The organism is Pseudomonas sp. BN411, from assembly GCF_029871235.1.
In the GTDB taxonomy this organism is placed as follows: domain Bacteria; phylum Pseudomonadota; class Gammaproteobacteria; order Pseudomonadales; family Pseudomonadaceae; genus Metapseudomonas.
Map to the genome: position 1 here is coordinate 33,556 of NZ_SSOM01000066.1, position 24,928 is coordinate 58,483.

25 protein-coding genes are annotated in these 24,928 nt (G+C 66.3%); 11 read left to right on the top strand and 14 right to left on the bottom strand.

What is annotated here, in order from left to right:
• Nucleotides 1-76 precede the first annotated feature (76 nt).
• The 3 genes from E8F06_RS12275 to E8F06_RS12285 all read left to right on the top strand — a co-directional run bounded on the left by E8F06_RS12275 (nucleotide 77) and on the right by E8F06_RS12285 (nucleotide 3,429).
• Nucleotides 77-817, top strand: a complete 741-nt coding sequence (locus tag E8F06_RS12275) for a glycosyltransferase family 2 protein (RefSeq protein WP_280367449.1) — start codon at nucleotides 77-79, stop codon at nucleotides 815-817.
• 2 nt (nucleotides 818-819) lie between these two features.
• The gene (locus tag E8F06_RS12280; protein ID WP_280367451.1) at nucleotides 820-2,391 is read left to right on the top strand and encodes a glycosyltransferase family 39 protein; all 1,572 of its coding nucleotides are present in this window, start codon (nucleotides 820-822) and stop codon (nucleotides 2,389-2,391) included.
• Nucleotides 2,392-2,469: 78 nt separating this feature from the next.
• On the top strand, nucleotides 2,470-3,429 hold the full coding sequence (locus tag E8F06_RS12285) for an SdiA-regulated domain-containing protein (protein WP_280367453.1): 960 nt from the start codon (nucleotides 2,470-2,472) through the stop codon (nucleotides 3,427-3,429).
• Here the strand turns inward: E8F06_RS12285 and E8F06_RS12290 are convergent.
• Nucleotides 3,416-4,135, bottom strand: coding sequence for a phosphatase PAP2 family protein (locus tag E8F06_RS12290; protein ID WP_280367455.1), 720 nt, complete (start codon nucleotides 4,133-4,135; stop codon nucleotides 3,416-3,418). The genes E8F06_RS12285 and E8F06_RS12290 overlap by 14 nt on opposite strands.
• Before the next feature lie 117 nt (nucleotides 4,136-4,252).
• On the opposite strand from E8F06_RS12290, the gene E8F06_RS12295 reads away from it, so the two are divergent.
• From E8F06_RS12295 to E8F06_RS12325, 7 genes are all read left to right on the top strand, one after another.
• On the top strand, nucleotides 4,253-4,936 hold the full coding sequence (locus E8F06_RS12295) for a response regulator transcription factor (RefSeq protein ID WP_151133428.1): 684 nt from the start codon (nucleotides 4,253-4,255) through the stop codon (nucleotides 4,934-4,936).
• A gap of 196 nt (nucleotides 4,937-5,132) precedes the next feature.
• Complete coding sequence (locus E8F06_RS12300; RefSeq protein WP_280367458.1) at nucleotides 5,133-6,311, top strand: MFS transporter; 1,179 nt, start codon at nucleotides 5,133-5,135, stop codon at nucleotides 6,309-6,311.
• 106 nt (nucleotides 6,312-6,417) lie between these two features.
• Nucleotides 6,418-6,927 carry a sterol desaturase family protein gene (locus E8F06_RS12305; protein ID WP_280367459.1) on the top strand — a complete coding sequence of 170 codons (510 nt, stop codon included), beginning with the start codon at nucleotides 6,418-6,420 and terminating at the stop codon, nucleotides 6,925-6,927.
• Nucleotides 6,928-7,385: 458 nt separating this feature from the next.
• Nucleotides 7,386-8,708 (top strand): amino acid permease, encoded by a 1,323-nt coding sequence (locus E8F06_RS12310; RefSeq protein ID WP_280367461.1) that lies wholly within the window; start codon nucleotides 7,386-7,388, stop codon nucleotides 8,706-8,708.
• On the top strand, nucleotides 8,701-9,981 hold the full coding sequence (locus E8F06_RS12315; RefSeq protein WP_280367463.1) for an aminotransferase class III-fold pyridoxal phosphate-dependent enzyme: 1,281 nt from the start codon (nucleotides 8,701-8,703) through the stop codon (nucleotides 9,979-9,981). The genes E8F06_RS12310 and E8F06_RS12315 overlap by 8 nt, the downstream gene beginning before the upstream one ends.
• Nucleotides 9,982-9,991: 10 nt before the next feature.
• The gene (locus E8F06_RS12320; RefSeq protein ID WP_280367465.1) at nucleotides 9,992-11,014 is read left to right on the top strand and encodes a phosphotransferase; all 1,023 of its coding nucleotides are present in this window, start codon (nucleotides 9,992-9,994) and stop codon (nucleotides 11,012-11,014) included.
• A gap of 123 nt (nucleotides 11,015-11,137) precedes the next feature.
• A complete protein-coding gene (locus tag E8F06_RS12325) occupies nucleotides 11,138-12,091 on the top strand; it encodes a helix-turn-helix domain-containing protein (RefSeq protein ID WP_280367468.1) in 954 nt (317 codons plus the stop codon).
• Here the strand turns inward: E8F06_RS12325 and E8F06_RS12330 are convergent.
• From E8F06_RS12330 to E8F06_RS12390, 13 genes are all read right to left on the bottom strand, one after another.
• Nucleotides 12,088-13,017, bottom strand: coding sequence for a LysR family transcriptional regulator (locus tag E8F06_RS12330; RefSeq protein WP_280367470.1), 930 nt, complete (start codon nucleotides 13,015-13,017; stop codon nucleotides 12,088-12,090). The two genes, E8F06_RS12325 and E8F06_RS12330, sit on opposite strands and share 4 nt — an antisense overlap.
• A gap of 152 nt (nucleotides 13,018-13,169) precedes the next feature.
• Nucleotides 13,170-14,186, bottom strand: coding sequence for a branched-chain amino acid ABC transporter permease (locus tag E8F06_RS12335; RefSeq protein ID WP_280367472.1), 1,017 nt, complete (start codon nucleotides 14,184-14,186; stop codon nucleotides 13,170-13,172).
• A complete protein-coding gene (locus E8F06_RS12340; protein WP_280367474.1) occupies nucleotides 14,186-15,049 on the bottom strand; it encodes a branched-chain amino acid ABC transporter permease in 864 nt (287 codons plus the stop codon). Before E8F06_RS12340 ends, E8F06_RS12335 begins: the two co-directional genes overlap by 1 nt.
• Before the next feature lie 2 nt (nucleotides 15,050-15,051).
• A complete protein-coding gene (locus tag E8F06_RS12345; protein WP_280367477.1) occupies nucleotides 15,052-15,753 on the bottom strand; it encodes an ABC transporter ATP-binding protein in 702 nt (233 codons plus the stop codon).
• Between the two features lie 4 nt (nucleotides 15,754-15,757).
• On the bottom strand, nucleotides 15,758-16,480 hold the full coding sequence (locus E8F06_RS12350; protein ID WP_280367479.1) for an ABC transporter ATP-binding protein: 723 nt from the start codon (nucleotides 16,478-16,480) through the stop codon (nucleotides 15,758-15,760).
• 70 nt (nucleotides 16,481-16,550) lie between these two features.
• A complete protein-coding gene (locus E8F06_RS12355) occupies nucleotides 16,551-17,861 on the bottom strand; it encodes an ABC transporter substrate-binding protein (RefSeq protein WP_280367482.1) in 1,311 nt (436 codons plus the stop codon).
• Between the two features lie 81 nt (nucleotides 17,862-17,942).
• On the bottom strand, nucleotides 17,943-19,292 hold the full coding sequence (locus E8F06_RS12360; protein ID WP_280367484.1) for an outer membrane beta-barrel protein: 1,350 nt from the start codon (nucleotides 19,290-19,292) through the stop codon (nucleotides 17,943-17,945).
• 419 nt (nucleotides 19,293-19,711) lie between these two features.
• A complete protein-coding gene (locus E8F06_RS12365; protein WP_280367589.1) occupies nucleotides 19,712-19,927 on the bottom strand; it encodes a DUF3820 family protein in 216 nt (71 codons plus the stop codon).
• 49 nt (nucleotides 19,928-19,976) lie between these two features.
• Nucleotides 19,977-20,303, bottom strand: a complete 327-nt coding sequence (locus tag E8F06_RS12370; protein ID WP_280367487.1) for a DUF190 domain-containing protein — start codon at nucleotides 20,301-20,303, stop codon at nucleotides 19,977-19,979.
• Between the two features lie 108 nt (nucleotides 20,304-20,411).
• Nucleotides 20,412-21,155 (bottom strand): SDR family oxidoreductase, encoded by a 744-nt coding sequence (locus E8F06_RS12375; protein ID WP_280367490.1) that lies wholly within the window; start codon nucleotides 21,153-21,155, stop codon nucleotides 20,412-20,414.
• 107 nt (nucleotides 21,156-21,262) lie between these two features.
• Nucleotides 21,263-22,459, bottom strand: a complete 1,197-nt coding sequence (locus E8F06_RS12380; protein WP_280367492.1) for a CynX/NimT family MFS transporter — start codon at nucleotides 22,457-22,459, stop codon at nucleotides 21,263-21,265.
• On the bottom strand, nucleotides 22,446-22,907 hold the full coding sequence (locus E8F06_RS12385; protein ID WP_280367494.1) for a nucleoside deaminase: 462 nt from the start codon (nucleotides 22,905-22,907) through the stop codon (nucleotides 22,446-22,448). The genes E8F06_RS12380 and E8F06_RS12385 overlap by 14 nt, the downstream gene beginning before the upstream one ends.
• 15 nt (nucleotides 22,908-22,922) lie before the next feature.
• Complete coding sequence (locus E8F06_RS12390; RefSeq protein WP_280367497.1) at nucleotides 22,923-23,591, bottom strand: ankyrin repeat domain-containing protein; 669 nt, start codon at nucleotides 23,589-23,591, stop codon at nucleotides 22,923-22,925.
• 104 nt (nucleotides 23,592-23,695) lie between these two features.
• On the opposite strand from E8F06_RS12390, the gene E8F06_RS12395 reads away from it, so the two are divergent.
• Nucleotides 23,696-24,538 (top strand): LysR substrate-binding domain-containing protein, encoded by an 843-nt coding sequence (locus E8F06_RS12395; protein WP_280367499.1) that lies wholly within the window; start codon nucleotides 23,696-23,698, stop codon nucleotides 24,536-24,538.
• The last annotated feature ends 390 nt before the right edge of the window (nucleotides 24,539-24,928 follow it).

The window sequence follows — 24,928 nt, forward strand, 5'->3', positions numbered from 1 at the left end:
ACATGGACAGGCGACGACGGCGTCGCAACCAGGGAACGCAATGACTCGTATGAACCCTTCTGAAGACGGACACCGCATGTCGAACAGGCCTTACCTCTCCGTACTGATCCCGGCCAAGAACGAAGCCGAGAACCTGCCCACGCTGCTGGAAGAGATTCGCCATGCGCTTGTCGGCGAGTCCTTCGAAGTGATCGTGGTCGACGACGGCAGTACGGATAACACCGCCTCGCGCCTGCTCGCCATGAAGCACGCCGGCTACCCGCAATTGCGCGTCCTCAGCCATGACCGCTCGCTGGGCCAGAGCACCTCGATCTACCACGCGGCGCAGGCCGCCGAAGGCACCTGGCTGGCGACCCTGGACGGCGACGGGCAGAACGACCCGGCGGATATCCCCGGCATGCTGGCCATCGTCCGCGGCCCGGACGCCCCCATCAATCTCAAGCTGATCGCCGGCCACCGGGTGAATCGCCGCGATACCGCCAGCAAGCGCTGGGCTTCGCGCTTCGCCAACCGCCTGCGCGGCCGCCTGCTCAAGGACAACACCCCGGACACCGGTTGCGGCCTCAAGCTGATCGAGCGGGAAGCCTTCCTCCGCCTGCCCTATTTCGATCACATGCACCGTTTCATCCCGGCGCTGATCCAGCGCCACCAGGGCGGCATGCTGGTTCACCCGGTGAATCACCGTCCGCGTAGCGCCGGGGTTTCCAAATACGGCAACCTGGACCGCGCCCTGGTGGGCATCCTCGACCTGTTCGGCGTGTGGTGGCTGATCCGCCGCACCCGCTTCAACACCACGGCCCGCGAACTGGAGGGCTGAGCATGGGTCGCCTCTCGCCCACCCTGGATGGAACCGCCGAACCCCTGAGCCTGCTGAGCTCCCGGCGCATCTCGCTGCTGCTCCTGCTGTTGCTCGCCGCCGCGATGATCAGCGCGGGCCTCGGCATGCGCCACCCGTCCAACGTGGACGAGGAGCGCTTCCTCGGCGTGGCCCTGGAGATGCTTCAGGGCGGCGACTGGCTCATTCCCCATCGCGCAGCCGAGATCTACCCGGACAAGCCGCCGCTGTTCATGTGGGCCATCGCCAGCCTTACCCGGCTCGGCATTTCGCCGACCATCGCGCTGTTCCTGCCGGCGCTGCTGGCCGGCCTGGTCACCGTCGCCTGCCTGCACGACCTCGGTGCGCGCCTGTGGAACCGCCGTGTCGGTGTGATCGCCGGCCTGCTGTTCCTCGCCACCTACCAGACCTACAGCATCCAGCGCGCCGGGCAGATCGACGGTTTCCTGCTCCTGTGGACCGCCCTCGGCCTGTACGGCATGGCCAGGCACTTGCTGCTGGGCCCGGCCTGGGGCTGGTTCTACGTGGCCTGCGCGGCCATGGGCTTCGGCATCATCAGCAAGGGTGTGGGCTTCCTCCCGGCGCTGATGTTCATTCCCTATGTCTTTGCCGCCCGCCGTGGCTGGCACGGCGTGGCGCGGATGCCGGGCGAAGGCCGCGCCTGGCTGCTCGGCCTGGTGGTGGCCCTGGCGGCCATCGGTACCTGGCTGCTGCCGCTGATCATCAAGGTGATGCTGTTTGGCGACGAAGCTAGCCGCGCCTACCTCAACGAAATCCTCCTGCGCCAGACCGCCCACCGCTACGCCAACGCCTGGCACCACCGCGAACCCTTCTGGTTCTTCTTCACCCATGTGATTCCCAAGTACTGGCTGCCCCTGGTGCTGGCCCTGCCCTGGCTGGTACCGGCCTGGCGCCGCCAACTGGCCAAGCGCGACGGCCGTTACCTGGTGCTGCTGGGCTGGGTCGTGCTGGTGCTGATCTTCTTCAGTCTCAGCAGCGGCAAGCGCAAGCTCTACATCTACCCCGCCCTGCCCGGCCTGGTGCTGGCCACTGCGCCCCTGGTGCCCTGGCTGCTGCGCCGCTGGTTCGCCAGCCGTCCGCGCGGCCGGAAGATTTTCATTGGTCTGGCCCTGTTCTGGTTCTTCGCCTGGTTCGCCCGGGGGTTCGTCGAGCCGATCAAGGAAGGCGTCAATCCGCGCCAGACCCTGATGATCGAGGTAGCCGATGTCACCAACGGCACCGAGCTGATGCTCACCCACTGGCGCGAGGGCCACTGGCTGTATGCGCGCCAGCCCCTGGTGCACTTCGGCATGGTTGGGCCACAGCAGGTGGAGAAAGCCGCCGAGTGGCTGCGCAGCCACCCCGGTAACTACGCGCTGATCCGGCCTGAAGACCTGCCCCGCTGCTTCAAGCCGGAACTGGCCAAGCGCGTTGGCGATGGTGACGACGAAGACTGGTACCTGGTGCAGGGCAACGCCGACAACGGCCAGTGCCAGGACGCCACGGCCCGGCAACAGCAACCCTATCGATTCGCCTGGAAGCAACCACTCGACTGATGGACCGATAACGGAGTGCGGCCCCCCCACTGTGAGGGGCTCGCGGTCGGCGCTCGTCCGAAGTACAGGATAAAAACAATGAACAGTGCAGTTGAACTCAAGCGACACACCACCCGGCCGGGGCCGAACCTTCGCCGGCTCGCCCTCTGCGGACTGGGGCTGGCGATCCTGCTCGCCGCCGTGGTCGCCACCGGCAAGTTCCACTGGCACCAGCGGGCCTGGTTCTACGTCACCAGCAACCTGCACGCGGACGCCTGGGCGGGCCGCAGTGTCTGGCTGCCGGATTACCGCGTCGAGGTCGAGGCGCGTCCGGTGGAAGGGGTGAACGACGACCTGTCCGCCATCGCCTTCGCCCCGGACCGCAAGGGCCTGCTGGCGGTAACCAACGCACCACCGGTCAAGCTGCTGGAGATGGACCACGAGGGGAAAATCACCGCGCAGTACCCGCTGGAGGGCTTCGAGGACGTCGAAGCCCTGGCCTACATGGGTGACGGCCAGGTGGTGGTGACCGATGAGCTGCAGCAGCAGTTGGTGTTCTTCCACCTCCCTGAGCAGCCCGGCCAGGTCATCGACAAGCGCGACAGCCAGACCCTGGCCCTGCCACTGGCCTCCAGTGCTCACAACAAGGGCTTTGAAGGCGTGGCGTACGACGCCGCCCACGACCGCATTTTCGTCGCCAAGGAGCGTGACCCGCGCCAGCTCTATAGCGTGAGCGGCGTCAAGGCGAGCCTCGGCGGCAAGTTGCAACTCAAGGTGGAAGACCTCAGCGACTGGATCGATCGCAGCGTCTTTACCAGCGATATTTCCGACCTGCATTTCGACGCCGCGACGGGGCACCTGCTGGTGCTCAGCCATGAATCGAGGCTGGTGATCGAACTGGACGAGAACGGCGATCTGGTCAGCTTCCGCACCCTGCTCGGGGGCTTCGGTGACCTGAAGGAAAGCGTGGGCCAGGCCGAGGGCCTGACCCGGGATGACGCGGGCAATCTGTATGTAGTGAGCGAGCCGAACCTGTTCTACCGCTTCAGGAAGAACTGACCGGTAGCGCCTCCCCGGCCTCCACCGGCGCCGGTCGGTAGAGCACCAGGCGGTAGCAGAGCAGGCTGATCACCCAGTCGAACAACAAGGTCCAGACGTTGTGGGAGAGAAAATGCGCCCCCTGCATCATCCTCCCCAGGGAGAACACGCTACCAAGGGCCAGGGCGCCCACCAGTGCCACTCGTGCCAGGCGCGGACGGCGGTCACGCAGGGCGAAGAACAGCGCCAGCAGGGAGAAGCCGGCCGAGGCATGACCACCAGGCCAGCAGCGCCCCGGCTTGTCGACGTAGGGATGGTGGCCCACCAGCGGCGAGTACGGCTCGACGCCGCCGAACTCCTCCAGGCTCCAGGGGCATTGCACGGCGGTGACCGCCTTGAGCGGCGTGACGATGGCCGTGGACAGCCCCAGTGCCAATACCAGGTAGCCCAGCGGACGGCGCCACTGGCGCAGCCGGCTGGAGAGCAGGCTGGCGATGAAACCGGCGATGGCCAGCACGCCGAGACCGATCACCGCCTGCTTGGCGCGGTCGTGCAGCACGTCTTCGAGGAAGGCGCTGTGACGACCAATGAAGCCGGTCTGCGGGTCATAGAAGAGATGGGCAAGGGCAAAGTCGAGCCGCGGTACGTCAACCAGCAGCAGGAGCGCCATGGCCGCCAGCGGCAGGCCGCTCCAGAGCGCAAAATTGAAGGGGCGCGAGTGGGGCATAGTGAAGTCCTGGGTGAGGAAGGTCCGCCGCAGTCTGACCTCCCTCGTGTGAGCAACTGGTAAAGGTCTTGTGAAAAAAGCATCAACGGCACCCTGGTGCCGGACAGAGGGCAGCACGTGCGCATACTGATCATCGAAGACAACCGCGACATCCTCGCCAACGTGCTGGACTACCTCCAGCTCAAGGGCTACGGCGTCGACTGCGCCCAGGACGGCCTCTCCGGCCTGCACCTGGCGACCACCCAGCACTACGACCTGATCGTGCTGGACATCATGCTGCCCGGCATCGACGGCCTGCAGCTATGCAACCGACTGCGCCAGGAAGCACGCCGCGATACGCCGATCATCATGCTCACCGCCCGCGACACCCTGGAGGACCGCCTGGCCGGGCTCAGGTCCGGTGCCGACGATTACCTGGTCAAGCCCTTCGCCCTGTCCGAACTGGTGGCTCGCATCGAGGCGGTGGTGCGGCGCAGCCACGGCGGACGCAAGCGCCAGCTGCAAGTGGCCGACCTCAGCTACGACCTCGACACCCTCGAAGCCACCCGCGCGGGCCAGATCATCAAACTCAACCCCCTCGGCCACAAGCTACTCACCACCCTGATGCGCAGGAGCCCGGCCGTGGTCCGCCGCGAAGTGCTGGAAGAAGCCCTCTGGGGCGACAACTGCCCGGACAGCGACAGCCTGCGCAGTCATATCCACCAGCTGCGCCAAGCCCTCGACAAACCCTTCCCGCGCCCGCTGCTGCACACCATCCATGGCGTCGGCTACCGGCTGGCGGATCTGGAAGAACGGGACTGAGGTGGGGCAGATTCAGAAGCCAATCCGGTAGGGTGCGCCGTGCGCACCGGCGGTTTGACGGGGTGCCGAAGCCTCGGTGCGCACAGCGCACCCTACGGTCCAGACTGCGGCCAGGACGGTGAATGAATTCGTCCTCACAGTTTCTTGCCCCCCTTCTTGCCTAACCTGATAGCAGCCGCACCAACAGGACAGGGACATGCCCGCTACCACAACCACCTCCCGCATCCCGCGCACAGTCTGGGCGCTGGGTTTCGTCAGCCTGTTCATGGACCTTTCCTCCGAACTGGTGCATGGCCTGCTGCCGCTGTACCTGGTGGGCAGCCTGGGCGCCAGCATGCTCGCCGTTGGGCTGATCGAAGGCCTGGCCGAAGCCACCGCCCTGGTGGTCAAGGTCTTCTCCGGGGCCATCAGCGACTACCTGGGCAAGCGCAAGGGCCTGCTGCTGTTCGGCTACGGCCTGGCAGCCCTGACCAAACCCCTCTTCCCCCTCGCCGGTTCCGCCGACCAGGTGCTGCTCGCCCGCCTGCTGGACCGGGTCGGCAAGGGAATCCGGGGTGCGCCACGGGATGCCCTGGTGGCCGATGTCGCCCCGCCGGAAATACGCGGCGCCTGTTTCGGCCTGCGTCAGTCCATGGATACCGTCGGCGCCTTTCTCGGGCCACTGCTGGCGATCCTGCTGATGACGCTGCTGGCCGGTGATATCCGCCTGGTGCTCTGGTTCGCGGTGCTGCCGGCCTTGGTATCCGTGGCCTGCATCCTGGTCGGCGTGAAGGAATCCGAGGCTTCCCGGCCTTCCCGGCACCTGCGTTCGCCCGTCCGCTTCCGCGCCTGGCGCAGCTTTCCCGCAGCCTACTGGTGGGTGGTGGGCCTGGGCGCCCTGTTCAGCCTGGCCCGCTTCAGCGAAGCCTTTCTGGTTCTGCGGGCGCAGGACGCCGGTTTTTCCACCACCTGGGTTCCCCTGGTGATGGTGGTGATGGCGGGGTTCTACATGCTGTCGGCCTATCCGGCCGGCAAGCTCTCAGACCGAATCAGCCCGACGGGGTTGCTGGCGTTTTCCCTGGTACTGCTGATCGTCGCCGACCTGCTGCTGGCCCGTGCCGGCTCCCCTGCCCTGCTGCTGGCCGGCGTCGCCTTCTGGGGCCTGCACATGGGCTTCAGCCAGGGCATTCTCGCGGCGCTGGTGGCCGAAACCACCCCGACGGACCTCAAGGGCACCGCGTTCGGCCTGTTCAACCTGGCCAGCGGCGCCGCCCTGCTGGTGGCCAGTGTGCTGGCAGGCTGGCTGTGGCAGAGCCTGGGCGCGGCCAGCACCTTCCTTGCCGGTGCGGCTTTCTGCGTGGCGACGCTCCTGCTGCTGGTGCTGCGTCGGCGCTAATCGAAAGTCGGGCTGCCCTCCCTGCCTGCCGGCGCGAACCTTGGTCCGATGGCCCGGGGCGGCTGCCGTACTCCGGGTCGCATGGGACGACAACAAGGAGAAGAAAATGCCCTGGTACTTCGAAGCGCTGATCAGCATCCCGGCCGGCCTGTTGCTCGGCAATTTCACCGAATGGTGGTTCCACCGCATCGTGCTGCACGGCATGGGCCGCAAGCGCGGGACCTTCTGGAGCTTCCATTTTCACGAACACCACCGCAATGCCCGCCAGCACAACTTCTACGACCCCTGCTACCGCCGCCCGCCCCTGGGCTGGCACGCCCAGGGCAAGGAAGCCTGGGCGCTGGTGGCCGCCAGCGTGCTGGTGGCGCCGCTGTTCCTCTGGGCGCCCTGGCTGTGCCTGACGCTGTGGTACTGCGCCGGCAACTACTACTTCACCCACAAGAAGGCGCACGACCATCCCGACTGGGCGCGCAAGCACCTGCCCTGGCACTACGACCACCACATGGGCCCCAACCCGCAGGCCAACTGGTGCGTGACCAAGCCCTGGTTCGACTGGGTGTTCGGCACGCGGGAGCATTTCGTGGGGAGGGAGCGGGAGGCGGAGGCGGCTTCTTGAAACTGAGGGTCCGAGCGGCCTGAAACACCCTCACCCCCGGCCCCTCTCCCAATAGGAGAGGGGTGACTCGCGCCGGCCATCTCCGACTTCGGCACATACCCTGTGGGGGCGAATTCATTCGCAGAAAGGCTCGAACTCCGGGCTACCCGCAATCACCCTCACCCCCGGCCCCCGCCCTGCGCCCCAGCCTGAGCGCTTCGCGCGCAGGCGTTCATCGGCACCGGAAGCGGTGCTTCCGAAAGCGTGCCTCTTCACCCCAGAAGGGAGAGGGGTGACTCAGCGCCCACCATCGGCGCAATCCCTGTAGGGGCGAATTCATTCGCCAAGCGGGCCGCAGGTCCGCCCCCGCTCCACTTTGCGCATTCCTGATATCGCCACTCCTCCCCCCGCCTTAACGTCTCTCCGGCAGGCACGGGGCTCCCGTGCCCGCTCGACAACAACAATAAGGAAACACCGCCATGCTCAAGAAAGCTGTACTCGGCTGGCCCCAGATCGCGGGGCTCGGTATCTCGCTGGTGATCGCCGGCCAGTTCTCCGGTTGGAATTTCGGCCTCGCCGACAACGGCTGGGCCAACATGCTCCTGGCCACCCTGCTGATGGCCGCGCTGAGCTGTGGGCTGGCGCTGTGCATCAGCGAGCTGTCCACCGCCATGCCCCATGCCGGCGGCGTATTCGCTTACGCGCAAAGCGCCTTCGGCCCCTTCGTCGGCTACCTGGTGGGCTCGGCCTGCGCCCTGGCGCTGACCATCGGCACCGGCGCCGCCGCCACCTTCGTTGCCTCCTACATGGAATCGGTATTCGGCTTCGGCGGCTGGCCCGTGAAGCTGGCGCTGTTCGCCCTGATCATCGGTGTGCATATCCGTGGCGTCGGCGAGGCCCTGGGGTTCACCCTGCTGGCCGGCGCCATCGCTGCCGCGACGCTGCTGGTGTTCGGCGCCGCCATGGTGCCGCACCTGGACGTCGCCAACCTGACCGGCACGACCGGCAGCTTCAGTGACGCCCTCAGCCTGCACGGCATCTTCGCCTGCGTACCTTTTGCCATCTGGATGTTCATCTGCATCGAGCAGGTCAGCTCCGCCGCCGAGGAAGCGGCCGATCCGGGCCGCAGCATGTCCCGCGGCATCATCGCAGCCATCGCCACGCTGTTGCTGACCGCCATCACCGTGCTGATCTGCGCACCGGGCGCAGCGGGCGTGCAGGTGGTGGGTTCAGCAGCAGACCCGCTGTACGCCGCCATGACCCACAGCGGCGGCCATGACGAATCGAGCTGGCTGGCCCAACTCGTGGGCATCGGCGCCATCTGCGGCCTGCTGGCCACCTTCTTCTCGGTGGTGTATTCGGCGTCCCGCCAGCTCTTCGCCCTCTCCCGCGACGGCTACCTCCCGGCCGCGCTGGCACGCACCAATCGCCGTGGCTCGCCCTATGTCGCGTTGCTGGCACTGGCAGCCATCGGCCTGCCGCTGACCCTGGTCAGCCCGGAAAAACTGCTGCTGTGCGTGGTGCTGCTGCTCTGCACCTGCCACCTGTTCCTGTTCGCTGCCTACATCCGCATGCGCCGCACCCATGCCCACCTGGCGCGGCCGTTCCGCCTGCCTGGCGGCCCGGTGATCGCCAGCATCGGCATGCTGCTGACGCTGATGGTGATCGCCGCCTGCTTCCAGCTGGAAGTCGAAATGCTCAGCGCCCTCGCCTTGCTGGCCGTCCTGCTGGTCATCAACTACCTGGTGCGCGCCTCGCGCGGCGCCAAGCCCATTGCCTCGGAGAATCCCGACCATGTCTGAACTGGACCTTCTGCAACGTCGCCACCGCGCCATGGGCGACCAGTCACCGCTGTTCTACGACCAGCCACTGCAGCTGGTGAAGGGCCAGGGCGTGTGGCTCTTCGATGAGAGCGGCAAGCGCTACCTGGACGTCTACAACAACGTGCCCTGCGTGGGCCATTGCCACCCGCGCGTGGTGGAAGCCATGGCCAGCCAGGCGGCCACCCTGAACATCCACACCCGCTACCTGAACGACCGCATCGTCAGCTACGCCGAGCGCCTGACCGCCACGTTCGACGCGTCGCTGGATTGCGTGATGTTCACCTGCACCGGCAGCGAGGCCAACGAACTGGCCCTGCGCATGGCCCGGTTCTGCACCGGCGGCAAGGGGGTGATCGTCAGCAGCTACAACTACCACGGCAACACCACCAGCCTGGCCGAGGTGACTACCGCCCTGCCGAGCTCCGAGCCCTTCTCGCCCTTCGCCCGTGCGGTGCCGATTCCCTGCCTGTACCGGGCGCCAGCAGGCACCAGCGCGGCCGAACTGGCCGACCAGTACGTGGCCCGCGTGGCCGAGGCCATCGACTCGCTCAAGGCTCAGGGCGTCCAGCTCGCGGCGATGCTGATCGATACCCTGTTCGCCAACGAGGGTTTGCCGCGCCTGCCCGCAGGCTATGTCGAGCGCATCGCCGCGCTGGTCCACGAGGCCGGGGGCCTGTTGATCGTCGACGAAGTGCAGGCCGGTTTCGGCCGCACCGGCGAGCACATGTGGGGCCACCAGGCCCACGGCGCGGTGCCTGACATCGTCACCCTGGGCAAACCCATGGGCAACGGCTTCCCCCTGGCCGGGCTGGTGGCCAGCCGCGAGCGCGTGGAGGCCTTCGGCGGGCGCAACCTGTACTTCAACACCTTCGGCGGTTCGCCGGTGGCCGCCGCCGTGGGCAGCGCGGTGCTGGACGTGATCGAGGACGAACAGCTGCTGCGCAACGCCCGCGAGGTGGGCGCGCACCTGACCAACGGACTGGAGCGCCTGGCAGGCCAGCACTCGATCATCGGCGACGTGCGTGGCAAGGGCCTGTTCTTCGCTGTCGAGCTGGTGCGCGACCGTCATGCCAAGACGCCGGCAGGCGCCGAAGCACGCCGGGTGGTCAACCAGATGCGCCAGCGCGGCGTGCTGATCAGCAAGATCGGCCAGGACGACAACCTGCTGAAGATCCGCCCGCCGCTGGTGTTCTCCCGCGCCGATGCGGACCTGTTCATCGACACCCTCGACTCTGTCCTTCGCGAACTCTGAGGCCAGCGCCATGAGCCGATTCCACACCCTCGACCACGAACAGCAGCTCGCCAGCCTGCAACGCCTGGCCTTCGACGCCTTGCGCCAATGGGACGGCGACTACGTTCGCCTGGACCTGATCAAGTACCGCGAAAACGCCGTGTTCTGCGCCACCCGCAGCGACGGTCAGCGCAGCGCCCTGCGCGTGCACCGCGACGGCTACCACTCCGAGGAAGCCCTGCGCTCCGAGCTGCAATGGATGGAAGCCCTGGCGGCGGACGGCATCCATGTGCCACAGATCATCCGCACCCGCGACGGCGAACACCTGGCGCAGGTGCACAGCGAGGAGCTGGGCGAGTCGCGCTACATCGACATGCTCGGCTGGCTCGGTGGCGCCAGCATCGGTTCCGCCGAACATGGCCTGGAGGTGGACGCCGATATCGCCGGGCTGTTCTTCGATGCCGGCGCGGTGGCTGCACGCATCCACCTGAGTTCGGCCCGCTGGGAGCAACCCAACGCCTTCAGCCGCCATGCCTGGGACGAGGAAGGCCTGATCGGCCAGCGTCCGTTCTGGGGGCCGTACTGGCAGCTCGACCTGCTTGACGACCGGCAGCGCGAGCTGTTGCAGGCCACCCGCCAGGCGGCCCGTGCCGACCTGCGCCGCTACGGCCGCAGCCTGGACAACTTCGGCATGATCCACGCTGACCTGGTGCCGGAAAACCTGCTGCTGGAAGACGCGCGGCTGCACCTGATCGACTTCGACGACGCCGGCTTCGGCTGGCACATGTTCGAACTGGCCACGGCGCTGTACTTCTGCCTGGACGACCCGCGCTTCACCGAAATCCAGGCGGCGCTGCTGTCCGGCTACCACTCGGTGAAGCCGCTGACCCCGGACGACCGCGCCACCCTGCCGCTGTTCCTGGCGCTGCGTGGTCTGACCTACCTGGGCTGGATCCACACCCGCCGGGAAAGCCGCACCGCCGAGGAACTGGCGCCCATGCTGATCGAGCGCGCCTGCCGCCTGGCGCAGGACTACCTCGACCAGCGCGGCTGATCCGTCGCGCCGGCACCTGGCAGGGATGCACAAGTGCCTGGCGTGCATGGCAATGCCGGTTGTGCGACGCTCCGCCATCATGGCCCGGAGCGTCCGCCACCCGCGCTCGACAGGTGAACCGACATGACAGGCATAGCCCGACACCAGGCATCCGACTCGGACGAGCTCGCCGGCGCGCTGGCCGGCTGGAGCCAGGACTACACCCAACTGGGACGTGGCCGGCTGCACGCCGAGTTGCTGCATATCCAGCTCGCCGAGGCGTCGCTGATCTACGAGCACTCCAACCTGCACCTGCACGAAAACATGACGCCGCCGGAGGGCCAGGTGGTGTTCGGCATTCCCCTGTCGGTTTCCACGGATTCGACCTTCAACGGCGGCACCCTCGCCCGCGACACCCTGCTGGTGCTGGAAGGTGGCCAGGAGATGGAAATCTGCGCTCCCGGCGAGATCGGCATGCTCGGGATGACCATCGACCGCCGCCTGCTCAGCCAACTGCTGGGGGCCGAAGAACAGGAGCGCCTGGAGCAGGCCCTCGACCGCCGCCGACTGGATATTTCACCGCTGGCCGCGCAACGCCTGCGCCAGGACCTCTGCGCCTCGATCAGTGCCTTCGAGCGTGCCGAGTTCGATCCGCGCTCCGCCGAAGACGGCCTTCGCGCCGTGATGCCGGGGCTGGACGGCGTATTCCAGGGACTGGACGAGGTGCTGCGCGGCCCCACCCTGCACAGCGGCGTCATGCCCCGCTCGCTGGAACAGCGTCGTCGCCTGGTGCTGGCGGCGGTGGAGATCATGCAGACCCGCCTTGACCTGCCGCTGTCCATGCCGGAACTCTGCCAGGCGTTGAACACCAGCCACCGCACCCTGCAGTACTGCTTCCGACAGATCTGCCAGGCCACGCCCCAGCAGTTCTTCCTTTCGCTGCGCCTGGCCGAAGCCCGTCGCCGGCTCAAGCAGGACCCGCTGCAAAGCATCACCACCCTGGCGCTGGACCTGGGTTTCGCCAGTTCCAGCCACTTCTCCTCGCTTTACAAACGCCTTTATGGCGAGCAGCCCTCGCTTACCGGCCGGCGAAGTTAGGGCTGTACCCAGCCTTTTTCGAGGAGTGGCCGGTCCCAGGCGGGTTCGTCGCTGATACGTTCAACCAGGAATTCGATCAGGGTGCGCACTTTGAGCGCCCGACGCTGGGTGGCCGGGTATACGGCGGAGAAGTTGAAGGAGGTCAGCGAATAGTCGGTGAGCACCGGCACCAGGCGGCCGTCCAGCAGGTCGGCGCTGGCTGCGAGGGTGGGCAGGCAGACCACGCAGGAACCGGTGACGGCGTAGTCCCGCAGCAGGTGCACGGAGTTGGAACGCACCTGCCCGGTGAGATTGAGCTCCACCGGGTCGATGCCGTTGAACACCCACTTGTTGCGCGATGGGTAGCCCTCGTAGAGCGCCACCTTGTGCGCCTGCAGATCCGCCGGCACGGCAGGTGCGCCATGACGCTCCAGGTACTCCGGGGATGCGCAGAACAGCCGGCGCACGGAGAACAGCTTGCGCTCGATCAGCGATTCGGCCAGGGGCGGGAACATCTGGAACGCCACGTCGAAACCCTCTTCGATCGGGTCCACCACCCGGTCGTTGACGATCACGTCCACCTCGATATCCGGGTACAGCTCGGTGAACTCCGCCAGCAGCGCACCGAAATGGCCGAGGGCGAAGCCCGGCAGCATCTGGATGCGCAGCTTGCCGGTGGGCTTGGCGCGCAGGTCACGCATGTGCTCGGTGAGGCTGTTGAAGCTGGCCACCATGTCGGCGCATTCCTTGTAGTAGGCCTCCCCTACTTCCGACAGCCGCACATGGCGGGTGCTGCGGTGGAACAGCGGCGCGCTGATGTACTCCTCCAACTGCTGGATGCGGTGGCTGATGACCGAGCGGGTCACCCCCAGCTGCTGGGCGGCCCTGGCGAAGTTGCCGGTTTCCGCGACGCGGACGAAGGCTTCGATGCTGAGCAGGCGGTCCATGTTCGATTCCGATCTGGCGATGAGTTGCAGGATAGAAACATGTGGGGGCGAATTCATTCGCTAAGGGGCGCGAAGCGACCCCAAAACGGCAGTCCTTCGGCCTGCATAGCGAATGAATTCGCCCCCACAGGAAGAGCAATTCGCCCCTGACGTTAGCCTCCGACCAACCTTCTCTGCATCGGAAACAGCTGCCAGCCCAGCCGCTCGCTCACCAGTCCCCACACGCCCTGGGGCGCTTTCAGCATCATCACCACCGCCACGCTGCCGAGGATGATCATGTACAGCGCGCCGAACTCGGCGAAGCAGCTGCGCAGCACGAAGTAGATCAGGGTGCCGATCAACGGGCCCTCCAGGGTGCCGATGCCGCCGATGATGACAATGAAGATCACCGCTGCGGTCCAGTCCTGCACGCTGAAGGCGGCGTCCGGGGAGATACGCAGCTTCTGCAGGAAGATCAGCGCGCCGACCACGCCGGTACAGCCGGCAGCCAGCACGTAGACCATCATCTTGGTGCGGAACACGTTGATGCCCAGGCTGCCGGACGCCGGCTCCGAATCGCGGATGGCCGTCAGCGCCAGGCCCTGACGCGAGCGCAGCAGCAGATAAACCACCAGCACCGCGCCGACGGCAATGGCCAGGGCGCTGAAGTACAGCAGCATCTCGCGACCGTCACGGCTGCTGCCGATCTGCCGCACGATGGACGCCGGCAGGCTCTGTCCGGAGCCGCCGCCCAGGCTGCCGACCTGCGCCAGGCCCAGGCGGAACACCTCGGCCACTACCCAGGTACCAATGGCGAAGTAGGCGCCGCGCAGGCGAAACAGCACCAGCGCCGTCGGCACTGCAAGCACGGCCACCACCAGCCCGGAGAGGAACACCGCCGCCAGTGGCGGTACGCCCAGTTGCGAGGCCAGCACGAAGAGCAGGTAGCCGCCCAGGCCGACGAAGGCCTGCTGACCCACGGAGACCATTCCGGCGTAACCAGCCAGCAGGTTCCACATCTGCGCCAGGGCCAGGTAGTAGGCGAATTCCACCACCAGGCGCAGCACTGCGCGATCGGCCCAGAACGGCAGGGACGCCAGCAGCAGGACCAGCACACCCAACAGCGCCAGGCCCACCTGGCTACTCCGGGTGGCGCGCTGGACGAGGTAGGCATTGTTCATCGCATTCATCAGTCGACACTCCGGGGGAACAGGCCGCGTGGGCGGAAAACCAGGATCAGCAGGAACACCAGGTGGCCGGCGAGGATCTGCCAGCCCGGGTCGATGCGCGCCCCCACCGCCTGGGCGACACCGAGGATCACGCCGCCCGCCAGGGTGCCCCAGAGACTGCCGAGGCCGCCGATGATCACCGCCTCGAAACCGTAGAGCAGGCGCGCCGGGCCGACGCTGGGGTCGAAGCTGGTGCGCACCGCGAGGAACACCCCGGCGATGGACACCACCGCCATCGCCAGCGCCATGGCCAGGCCGAAGATGTGGCGGTTGTCGATGCCCATCAGCTGGGCGGTGTGCTGGTCATCCGACGTGGCGCGGAAGGCGCGGCCGAGGCGGGTCTTGTAGAACAGCAGCTGCAAGCCGCCGATCACTGCCAGGGCGCAGCCGAACACCATCAATGGCATCACGCCGAGGCTGAGGCCGCCCACCGAGAGACTGGCAACTTCCAGATCACCCTGGGACAGCTTCTGGCTATCGGCGCTGAAGAACTCCAGCAGCACGTTCTGCAGGATGATCGACAGGCCGAACGTCACCAGCAGCGGCGGCAGGATGTCGTTGCCAAGGGTGCGGTTGAGCAGTTGCCGTTGCAGGCAGTAGCCGACCACGAACATCACCGGCACCACCAGCACCAGGCTGGCCAGGGGCGACAGGCCGAGCACTTCCACCACCACCAGGGCCAGGTAGGACGCCAGCACGATGAAGTCGCCATGGGCAATATTGACCAGGCGCATGATGCCGAACATCAGCGACAGGCCGACCGCGAACATGGCGTAGAGGCCGCCGAGCAGCACGCCCTGCACCAGGGTATTGAGCCATTCCATCGTCATGCCTCCGCCAGGCCGAAATAGGCCGCCTTGATCTGTTCCTTGCTCACCTCACCGGGCTTGCCGGACAGGGAAATGCGCCCCTCCTGGAAGCAGTAGAAGCGGTCGGCGACGCTGAGGGCCTGGTTGATGTCCTGCTCCACCAGGATCACCGCCGTGCCGTCGGCCTTGATCGATGGCAGCGCGGCATAGATGTCCTTGATGGTGGTGGGCGCGAGACCGAGGCTGATCTCGTCGCAGAGCAGCAGGCTCGGGCTCGACATCAGCGCGCGGCCGATGGCGACCATCTGCTGCTGGCCGCCGGACAGTGCGGTACCGGGGCGCTTGCGCAGCTTCTCCAGAACCGGGAACAGGCCGTAGATGCGCTCCAGGTTCCAGGCGCCCTGGCGCTTGCTGTAGGCACCGATCAGCAGGTTCTCCTCGACGCTCAGCGAGGGGAACAGCTTGCGGCCCTCCGGCACCAGTGCGATGCCGCGTTCCAGCACCCGGTTGGCCGGCAGGCTGCCGATGTATTCGTCCTTGAAGCGGATGGCGCCGGGATCGTTGCGGATCAACCCGGCGAGCGAGCGCAGGAAGGTGGATTTGCCGGCACCATTGGAACCGATGATGGCGACGGTTTCCCCTGCCGCCAGTTCCAGGTCGATGCCGAACAACGCCTGGAAGTCGCCGTAGCCGGCGCGCAGTTTGCGGATCGTCAGCATGAATTCAGCTCCCGATGCCCATGTAGATTTCCTGCACCTTCGGATTGGCCATCACCGCATGGGGCTCGCCTTCGTCCAGCTTGCGGCCGAAGTTGATCACCGCCAGGCGGCTTACCACCGCCAGCAGCGCGTGGACGATGTGCTCGATCCAGATGATCGCGGTGCCGGAACGGTGAATGCCCTGGATGGTGCCCACCAGCTCCAGGCACTCAGGCTCGGTAAGGCCGCCGGCGATCTCGTCCAGCAGCAACAGTTGCGGCCGGGTGGCCAGGGCGCGGGCCATTTCCAGGCGCTTGCGCTCCAGCAGGGTCAGGGAGCCGGCCAGGGCGTTGGCCTTCTTCATCAAGCCGGTGAGTTCGAGGATGTGCGCGCACCAGGCGTAGCCGTCCTTCTCCGACTGGCCGGCGCCGAACGTGGCGCCCACCAGCAGGTTCTCGAACACCGTCATCTTCACGAAGGGATGGGGAATCTGGTGCGAACGGCCAATGCCACGCTGGCAGCGCTTGAACACCGGCTCGCGGGTGACGTCTTCACCCTGAAAGCTGATGCGCCCGCTGTCAGCGGCGACGCCCCCGGCGATGAGGTTGAACAGCGTGCTCTTGCCCGCGCCATTGGGTCCGATGATGCCCAACGCCTCTCCCGGCGCCAGGGCCAGGCTGAGATCGTCGGTCACCTTCACCGAGCCGTAGCTCTTGTGCATCTGCTCCAGTACGAGGAGTTGTTGCATGTGTTGATACCTGCTGCATACCGCTCCCTCTCCCCCGTGGGGGAGAGGGCTGGGGAGAGGGGGTAAGAAATCAACCGCCGTAAGTGATCGCCTGCATCTCCCCACCAACGGGAATCTGCGGCGCGGTCTGGTTGCTGGTGATCACCAGGTCGTAGGTGAAGGGCCCGCCCAGGCGCCACTGGCCGGACACCAGCGGGGTCTTGGCGACGTTCTTCACCGGACCGTTCTTCCAGCTCACCGGGCCGACCACGGTGTTCAGTTCGGTCTTCAGCAGCGCATCGCGGGTGGCCTCGGGATTACCCACTTCCTCGGTGCGCTGGAGGATGTCCACCGCCAGCTCGAACAGCGCATGGACGAAGCCCAGCGGCTGGGTCCACTGCTTGCCGGTGGCCTTGGTGTAACGCTCGGCGAGCTGCCCGGCAGTGAGGCCGTTGAGGGACGAGCTGAAGGGATGGCTCGGGCTCCACCAGATTTCCGTGGAGAGGTTGTGCCCGGCCTTGCCCAGGGCCTCCACTGCCGAGGGGAACAGTAGCGCCTTGCCCACCGACATGGCCTTGGGCTGGAAGCCCTGCTGGCGCGCCTGGGTCCAGAAGGTCGTGAGGTCCGGCGGGATGACCACGCCCGTGACGATCTCGGCTTCGGCCTTCTTGAAGGCGGAAATCTGCGCGGAGAAGTCGTCGGTCAGGCTCTGGAAGCGACCCGGGTCCACCAGCTGGAAGCCCTTCTGCGAGAGCACCGGCGGGAAGCCCAGCTTGCTGTCGCCCCAGGCATTGCCGTCGCCGTCGTTGGGGAACAGTCCACCGATTACCTTGTTGCTGCCCATGCCGCCCCACATGGCGGTGTAGGTGGCGATCACATCTTCCAGGCCCCAGAAGAAGTGATAGGTCCACTGGAAGCCTTCGTCCGGCTTGCCGCCACGGGTGAAGAACCAGGGCTGCCAGGGCGCCACGGTGGAGATGCAGGGGATTTCGTTGATCTCGCACTGGTCCGACACCGGGTTGGTGGTCTCCGGGGTGGAAGACACCAGCATCAGGTCGATGCCGTCGGAAAGGATCAGCTCGTTGGCCACTTCGGCGGCGCGGTTGGGGTTGGACTGGCTGTCCTTGACGATCACCTCCAGGCGGCAGCGCTGGCCGCCCACTGTGATGCTGTTCTTCAGCACCGAGGCCAGGCTCTCGATGATGTAGGCATCCGCTGCGGCGAAGGGGGCCAGCGGCCCGGTCTGCGGGCTGACGTAGCCGATGCGGATGACCTTTTCCGCCGCGAACAGCGGTCCTGAAGAAAAGCCTGCGAGCAGCGAGCCGCCAGCCACGACGCCGCTGGCCCGCAGGAAATCACGCCGGGAAAGCCCGGCACCGAGGAGTTTCTTGTTGTTGTCCATGACGGATACCTCGACTGGAGAATGTGACCCGGCGCGGACGCGCAAAGAGGCCCGGCCGGGAAGGCAGTAGGTGCGGATGGATCAGAAGAAGACGGTGATGTCGAAAGAGCCCACCAGTTGGCTGTCTTCGCGGCCGTCGCCGAAGGCGTCGCGACCGTTGCCGCTGTGGATGTCGTAGCGCAATTCGGGGCGCAGACGGACGTTGGGCACCGGCGTCCAGGCCAGGTTGGTGGTGAAGCCGTAGAAGCTGCCCCAGCTCGGATCGGGGATGCCGGTTTGCGGGTCGATGTTGGCCATCACCACGTGTACCGGCGCGTCGGTGTAGAACCACTCGGCACGGCTGTTCCACATCAGGTTGTCGCCCAGGCGGTGGTACCAGTTGACGTCGGTGCCGTACCAGTGGGCGTTGTCCTTGTTGGCGAAGGCGGCGAAGGCCGCGCCCTCCTGCTGGCCGTAGTTGAACTCGACGGCGACGCGGTTGCGCTCGTCGAGCACATGGGAAACCGTCAGGTAGGAGGCGTAGCGGGTCAGGTCCTGGTCATCGGTCCCGGCCGGGATCGGCGAGCCGCAGGCGCACTCGGCGAAGCTGTCGCCCGCGCCGTTGCCGTAGATGTTTTCCCAATCGACCCAGGTGCGGAAGTCCGCCGAGCGCCAGCGCAGGTTGGCGATCACGTCCGGGTCGCCGTTGGGGTCCTGCATGTTGTTCCAGCCCTGCACCAGGCCCAGCTCGAAGCCGAGCATGCTGCCGCCCTCTTCCTGGGGCAGCTTGAAGGAATACAGCGCGCCGGTGTGCTTGGCTGGGCCGTGCATGAAGGAATAGGTGTGGCTGTAGAAGTCCGCCGGGGCCGGGCTCCCCAGGGCGAAGCCGATCTCGTTCTCCAGCGGGGTGTGGAAGACGCCGAGCATCAGGTTGGAGCCGCCGAGTACCGGGATGTAGAAGTCCAGGTAGGCCTGGGCGATGTTGAAGTTCTCGTCGTTGGCGTCGGCGCTGCGGTTGACGCCGAAGTCTTCGTCGAAGCCGTAGGTCTTGAAGAAGCGCGCATCCTTGCCATACAGCGCGGTGACGTTGAAACCCCAGTCGGCTTCCTGCGGCATCGGCCCCGGGAACGGACCGACACGGCCCACCACGTTGCCCTTGGGCGTCTTCTCGATGGCCAGGGCGAACTGGTTGAGGTTGAAGCCTTCGTCGTTGTTGAAGAAGGCCTGCTTGCTCACGTCGTCACTGCCGTTGTCGTTGTAGATCCAGCCGGCCTGGGCCCAGCCATGGACCTTGATGCCGTAATCCTTTTCCAGGCCATCACCGAAGGCGCTGCGGAACAGCGAACCGGACGGACCCGGCTCGGCGGCCTGGGTGAATACGGGAAACAGCGCGGCGGCCGCCAGGACCGGAGCGAACAGGGAGGATGCGGAACGATGCTTGCGAGGAATCATGGCAGCTACCTTGTTTTTATTAGTCAGCCTGATGCGGACAACTCCCACTGGCAGTGCGGGTCTGGATGTCCGGTTGGGGCGCAAGCTACAAGCGGCCCTCACCTCCAACAATTCCGGTTTCAGCGATATGAGTGTTTGCGAATCGAGAACAATGGCGCCTGCCCTGAGCTAGAGCGGCTGATGGGGGGATGGGGTACGGCGGAGTGGGCGGTTATCGGACGGAATTGGCACACGTGCCGGAAAAGAAAACCTTGTGGGGGCGATTTCAATCGCTCATCGGTCCAGACGCCTTGTAGGAGCTAGCTTGCTAGCGAAAGGGAGCCATTCGCTGGCAAGCCAGCTCCTACGGGCAATGCAGCGACTTGCACAGACATAGCCGATGAATTCGCCCCCACAGAGAAAGCGGGCCGTGGGCTGCTTCAACGCTTCCTGCGCAACGGCTCCAGCAACGGCTTCAGCCCGTTGTGGTCGATCTCCTGCATGAGCATCAGCAGCCGTCCGATCTCGCCTTTGGGGAAGCCTTCGCGGGCGAACCAGTTGAGGTAGTGCCCGGGCAGGTCGGCAATCAGGCGGCCCTTGTACTTGCCGTACGGCATCTCACGGGTGACCAGGAGCAGCAGGTCTTCGGGGTTCATCAGGCGGCCTTGCGGGTGGAGGAAGCGGCGATTGTCGCAGAGCCGCAGCTCAGGCATCCACCGGCGCGCCCAGCAGGCCGAATTCCGCTGGCACCTTCACGTAGAACAGGGTCACGCCCTCCTCTTCCATGCGCTTGAGCAGGGCGTCGCACTCCGCCTCGCTGAGGGCCATGAGGATCAGCATGGGCTGGTCGGCCATCTCGAAGAAGTGATGGGAATGGAAGTGTTTGGTATGCCCAAACCCTTCGATACCGGAAACCAGGGTGGCCCCGCGCAGGCCCATTTCCATGGCCAGGGCGACGATCCAGTCGGCGAGCATCTTGCCCTCGTGACGGCGGTTCTGCTGGGTGTAGAGGGTGAGTTGATAGCCGTTCATGCAACCTCCTCGTGGAGCGTGCTCACGATCGCGCGAGCTGTAAATGAGCAAGCCCGAAGCCATTCGCAACGCAGTTATTCCGACGCGCAGCCGATCGTGAGCAGGCTCTCAGATGATGCCGCCGTTGACGCGCAGTGTCTGGCCATTGACCCAGGCACCCTCCGGGCCAACCAGGAAGGCCACCAGGTTGGCGATGTCCTCGGGGTTCCCGAGGCGTTCCAGCGGGGCCTGCTTGGTCAGGCGCTCCACCAACTCCGGGGGCTTGCCGTCGAGGAACAGGTTGGTGGCCGTGGGCCCCGGCGCCACGCAGTTGACCGAAATGCAGCGGCCACGCAATTCGCGGGCGAAGATCGCGCTCATGGTTTCCACCGCCGCCTTGGACGCCGCGTAGATGGCGTAGCCCGGCAGCCCCATCCCCACCACGCTGCTGGACAGGTTGACGATGCGCCCGCCGCTGCGCAGGCGCGAGGCAGCCATCTTGAGGGTGTTGAAGGTCCCGCGCGTGTTGATGGCGAACATCCGGTCATAGAGCGCCATTTCGGTATCGGCCAGCGGCACCAGGCCAGGCTGGATCACCCCGGCGTTGTTCACCAGGATGTCGACGGCGCCGAACTCCATTTCCGTCTGGTCGAACAGCACTGCGACCGCTACGGGGTCGCTGACATCGGCCAGCACCGGATAAGCCCTGCCACCCGCCCGTCTGATTTCGTCCACTACCCGCTCGGCGGCTTCCGGCCGCGTGGCGTAATTGACGACTACCTGGATGCCATCGGCTGCGAGACGGCGAGCGATGGCGGCGCCGATGCCCCGGGACGCTCCGGTGACGATTGCGGTTCTGGCAGTTTCTGGCATGCGGCTCTCCCGAATGGCCCTCAAAGCCACGGCTGGTGCCGCTTGCGGGGGCCTTTTCAGTGGTATAGCCGCAGATGGCGCACTGTGCGGGACCGGCTATCCGGCGCCTACAAAGTGCCGGCTACCGGCGCTGTGGTTGCCGCCGGCCGATAGCTGGCCGGGCTGAACAACCGGGTCACCCCCAGCATCAGCAGCACGCCGACCACCAGCACCAGCCAGGCGGCGGTGAAGCCGCCGGTGACCTCCCGCAGCCAACCGCTGAGCCAGGGCGACACAGCGTTGATCAGGAAGCCCACGCCCTGCACGAAGGCGGCCAATTGGCCCGCCTCACGCGGATCGCGGCGATGGTCGAGGGTGAGGATCAGGCTGAGGGCGAAGCACGCCCCCAGGCCGAAGCCGATCAGGGCGATCCACAGGGCGAACAGTTCCAGGGGCGCCCAGATCAATCCGGCGAAGCCCACCGCCTGGGCGATCAGGCTCACCGACAGCAGCGGCCGACGGTCCGTGCCGCGTTGCGCCAGGGCGGGCATGCCCAGGGCCGCGATCACCTGGAAGATGGTCATGAAGGCCAGCAGCGAACCGCTGCGGGTCGGGCTCCAGCCGAGTTGCTGATAGTAGGCCGGCAGCCAGGCGACCATGCTCATGTAGCCGCAGTTGACCAGGCCGAAATACAGGGCGAGCAGCCAGGCGCGACGATTGCCCATGAAGCTCACGGACCGGCCGCCAGCTAGGGGCGCAGGGCTCGGCAGGGGCCGCGACAGCCAAAGCGCCAGGGCCAGCACCGCCGGTACCAGCCAGAGCCCCAACCCCACCTGCCAGTGCTCGAAGTGATGGGCCAACAACGGGCTGGTCAGCGCTGCCATGCCACCACCGCCCATCAGGGAGGCGGAATACACGCCCATGGCCAACGCCACCCGGCCCTCGAACCGGCGCTTGATCACCGCTGGCAGCAGTGCCTGGATCAGCGCCACACCGGCGCCACCCAGCAAGGCGGTCGCCAGCAGCGGGCCGGCCTGGCCACACAGCAGCCGCGCCAGGCAGGCACCGGCGATCAGCGCGAGCCCTAGGCCGATGCCACGCCGTTCGCCCAGGCCACCCAGTTTGTTGCTCAGCAGTGCCACCAGCCCCATGCAGATGACCGGCAGCGTGGTCAGCAGCGCGGCGGTCTGGAAGCCCATGCCGGTGGCGCTGCGAATGTCGGCCAGAAGCGGACTCACCGACGCGAGGATGGGTCTCAGGTTCAGCCCGACGACGACCAGCAACGCCCAGGCAGCGAGATTGTCGAGACGGTCAGCGCGCGGCATGCAGGGCCTGCCAGCGCGCATAGATTTCACTCATGGCCGGTTGCGGCAGGTGCTGGATGTCCAGCTTCTGTGCGTCCAGGGGCAGCGCCATCTGCTGGTAGACAGCCGCAGTGGACAAACCGAAGGGTTCGCCCACGGCATTGGCCGCAGCGAACACCACGCGGCTCACGCCGCACATATGCATGGCGGCCAGGCACATGGGGCACGGCTGGCCGCTGGCGTAGATCACGCAGCCGTCCAGGCGCGGGCCCAACTGCCGGCTGGCGGCGCGGATGGCCTGGAGTTCAGCGTGGCAGGTGGGGTCCTGGGTCAGGTGGATTTCATTCACTGCGCGGGCCAGCACCTGGCCGTCACGCACCAGCAGCGCGCCGAACGGGCGGCCGCCCTGCTCCACATTCTGCCGCGCCAGTTCCACGGCCTGTTCCAGGTAGTTGCGATCTTCAGACATGGGGTGCTCCATCAATCAGCGGGCGCCGGCGGCGCGCAGCTTGGCGGCGATGGCCCGCTGTCCGCGCTGTTCGGCATGTTGCAAGGGGGTGACGCCTTCGTTGTCGGCCAGGTCGAGGTCAGCATCGGCGGCGATCAGCAGCTCGACGATGCGCTGGTGAGCCGGTCCGCCGTCACCCAGCAACACGGCCTCCAGCAAGCAGGTCCAGCCGAGCTTGTTGACGTGGTCGAGGTCGACGCCGGCAGCGATGAGGGTGCGCACGGTGTCCACGTGACCACGTTCGCAGGCGGGGATCAGCGCGGTGCCGCCGAAACGGTTGGTGCTGCGCAGGTTGGCGCCGTGGGCCAGGGTCAGTTCGAGGATCTGCTGGTGGCCGCTGGCGCCCGCCAGCAAGTAGGCGCTGTCCTGCATACGGTTCTGCAGGTTGACGTCGGCGCCGGCTTCGATCAGCCGGCGGGCCACATCCACCCGATTGGCAGCGGTGGCGAGCAGCAGGGGCGTGTTGCCCTGGCCATCGCGCACGTCCACCGGTACGCCCTGTTGCAGCAGGTTTTCTACCCCGCCCAGGTCGCCCGCTCCGGCAGCTTGCAACAGGCGTTGAGCTGCACTGTCATCCGCCTTGGCTTGCGCTGCCAACAGCAGGCCGCTGGCCAGGAACAGGCACTGAATGAGTCCGGCTTTCATGGTTCGCCTCCGCACTTGGTCGAATGCGCGAAATTATGTCCGGCTGGTCAAGTATTCTGAAATTAAATATAACCATGCCTATCAGTGGCACCTGGAATACATCCATGTTCGATCCCCTTCTCCTGCGCAGTTTCGTCGCCGTTGCCGATTGCGGGAACTTCACCCGCGCTGCCGAACGCCTGCACCTCACCCAGTCCACCGTCAGCCAGCAGTTGCGCCGGTTGGAGGAAAGCCTTGGCTGCCGCCTGCTCGATCGCAGTCAGCGCCAGGTGGTGGCAACCGCCGAAGGCGAACAGTTGCTTGGCTACGCCCGGCGCATCCTCGCCCTGCAGGACGAAGCCGCCGAGGTGCTGCGCCACCAGCCCGGCAGTGGTGTGCTGCGCCTGGGTGTCCCCGAGGATTTCGCCGCCGAACGCCTGATGCCGGTACTCGCGGAATTCTCCGCCGCCTGGCCCGGCGTGCGTCTGGAGGTGACCAGCGGCCTCAGCCCGGAACTGCTGCGCCTGTACCAGGGCGGCGAGTTCGACCTGCTGCTGGTCAAGCGCATGGGCGATGGCGGCGACAGCCTGGCCTCCTGGCCGGAACCACTGGGCTGGGTGGACAGCGTCAGCTCCCCGGCGTTTGGGCGCGAGCCGTTGCCCCTGGTTGTGTTTCCGGCCGGAGGGCTCTATCGCAATGAGATGCTCCACGGCCTCGATGTGCAGGGCCGGCGCTGGCGCATCGCCTACTCCAGCGCCAGCCTGGCCAGCGTGCGCGCGGCGGTGGCGGCGGGATTGGGCGTGAGTCTGCTGCCATTGCGTGTGCTGGGGCCGGAGCATCGGCTGCTCGGCAAGGTTGAGGATCTGCCAGAGATTCAGGGACTGCGACTGGCGCTCTATGGGCGGACGGGGTTGGGACGGGCGGAAGAGGAGTTGGTGGGAAGGTTGAAGGCGTTGTGTGGTGGTTGAATACGGCAGCTGGCCGGCTATCGATGGGTTTCGCTTCGCTCTACGCCATCCTACGAATGCGTACCGGGTTGGGCAGAGGCGATGGTTCTTGTGGGGGCGAATTCATTCGCTAAGCGGGCCGCAGGCTCGCCCTGGACGTCCAATGGGACAGCTGCGCTGTCCTTCGCGAGTAAACATCCACGTTCGTAGAACGTGGACTTACTTTTGCCCCCCTACAAGGGGGCATTTCGGAGCAGTCTGACCAATCGTAGCTCGCCTGCAATCCGGGAGCGGCGGTGGGATAGCCCCGGATTTCATCCAGGCTACGGACTGCTGGCTACCGCATAACCTCCGTAGGATGGGTGGAGCGGAGCGATACCCATGCGGACAGAGCTGATGGGTATCGCAAGC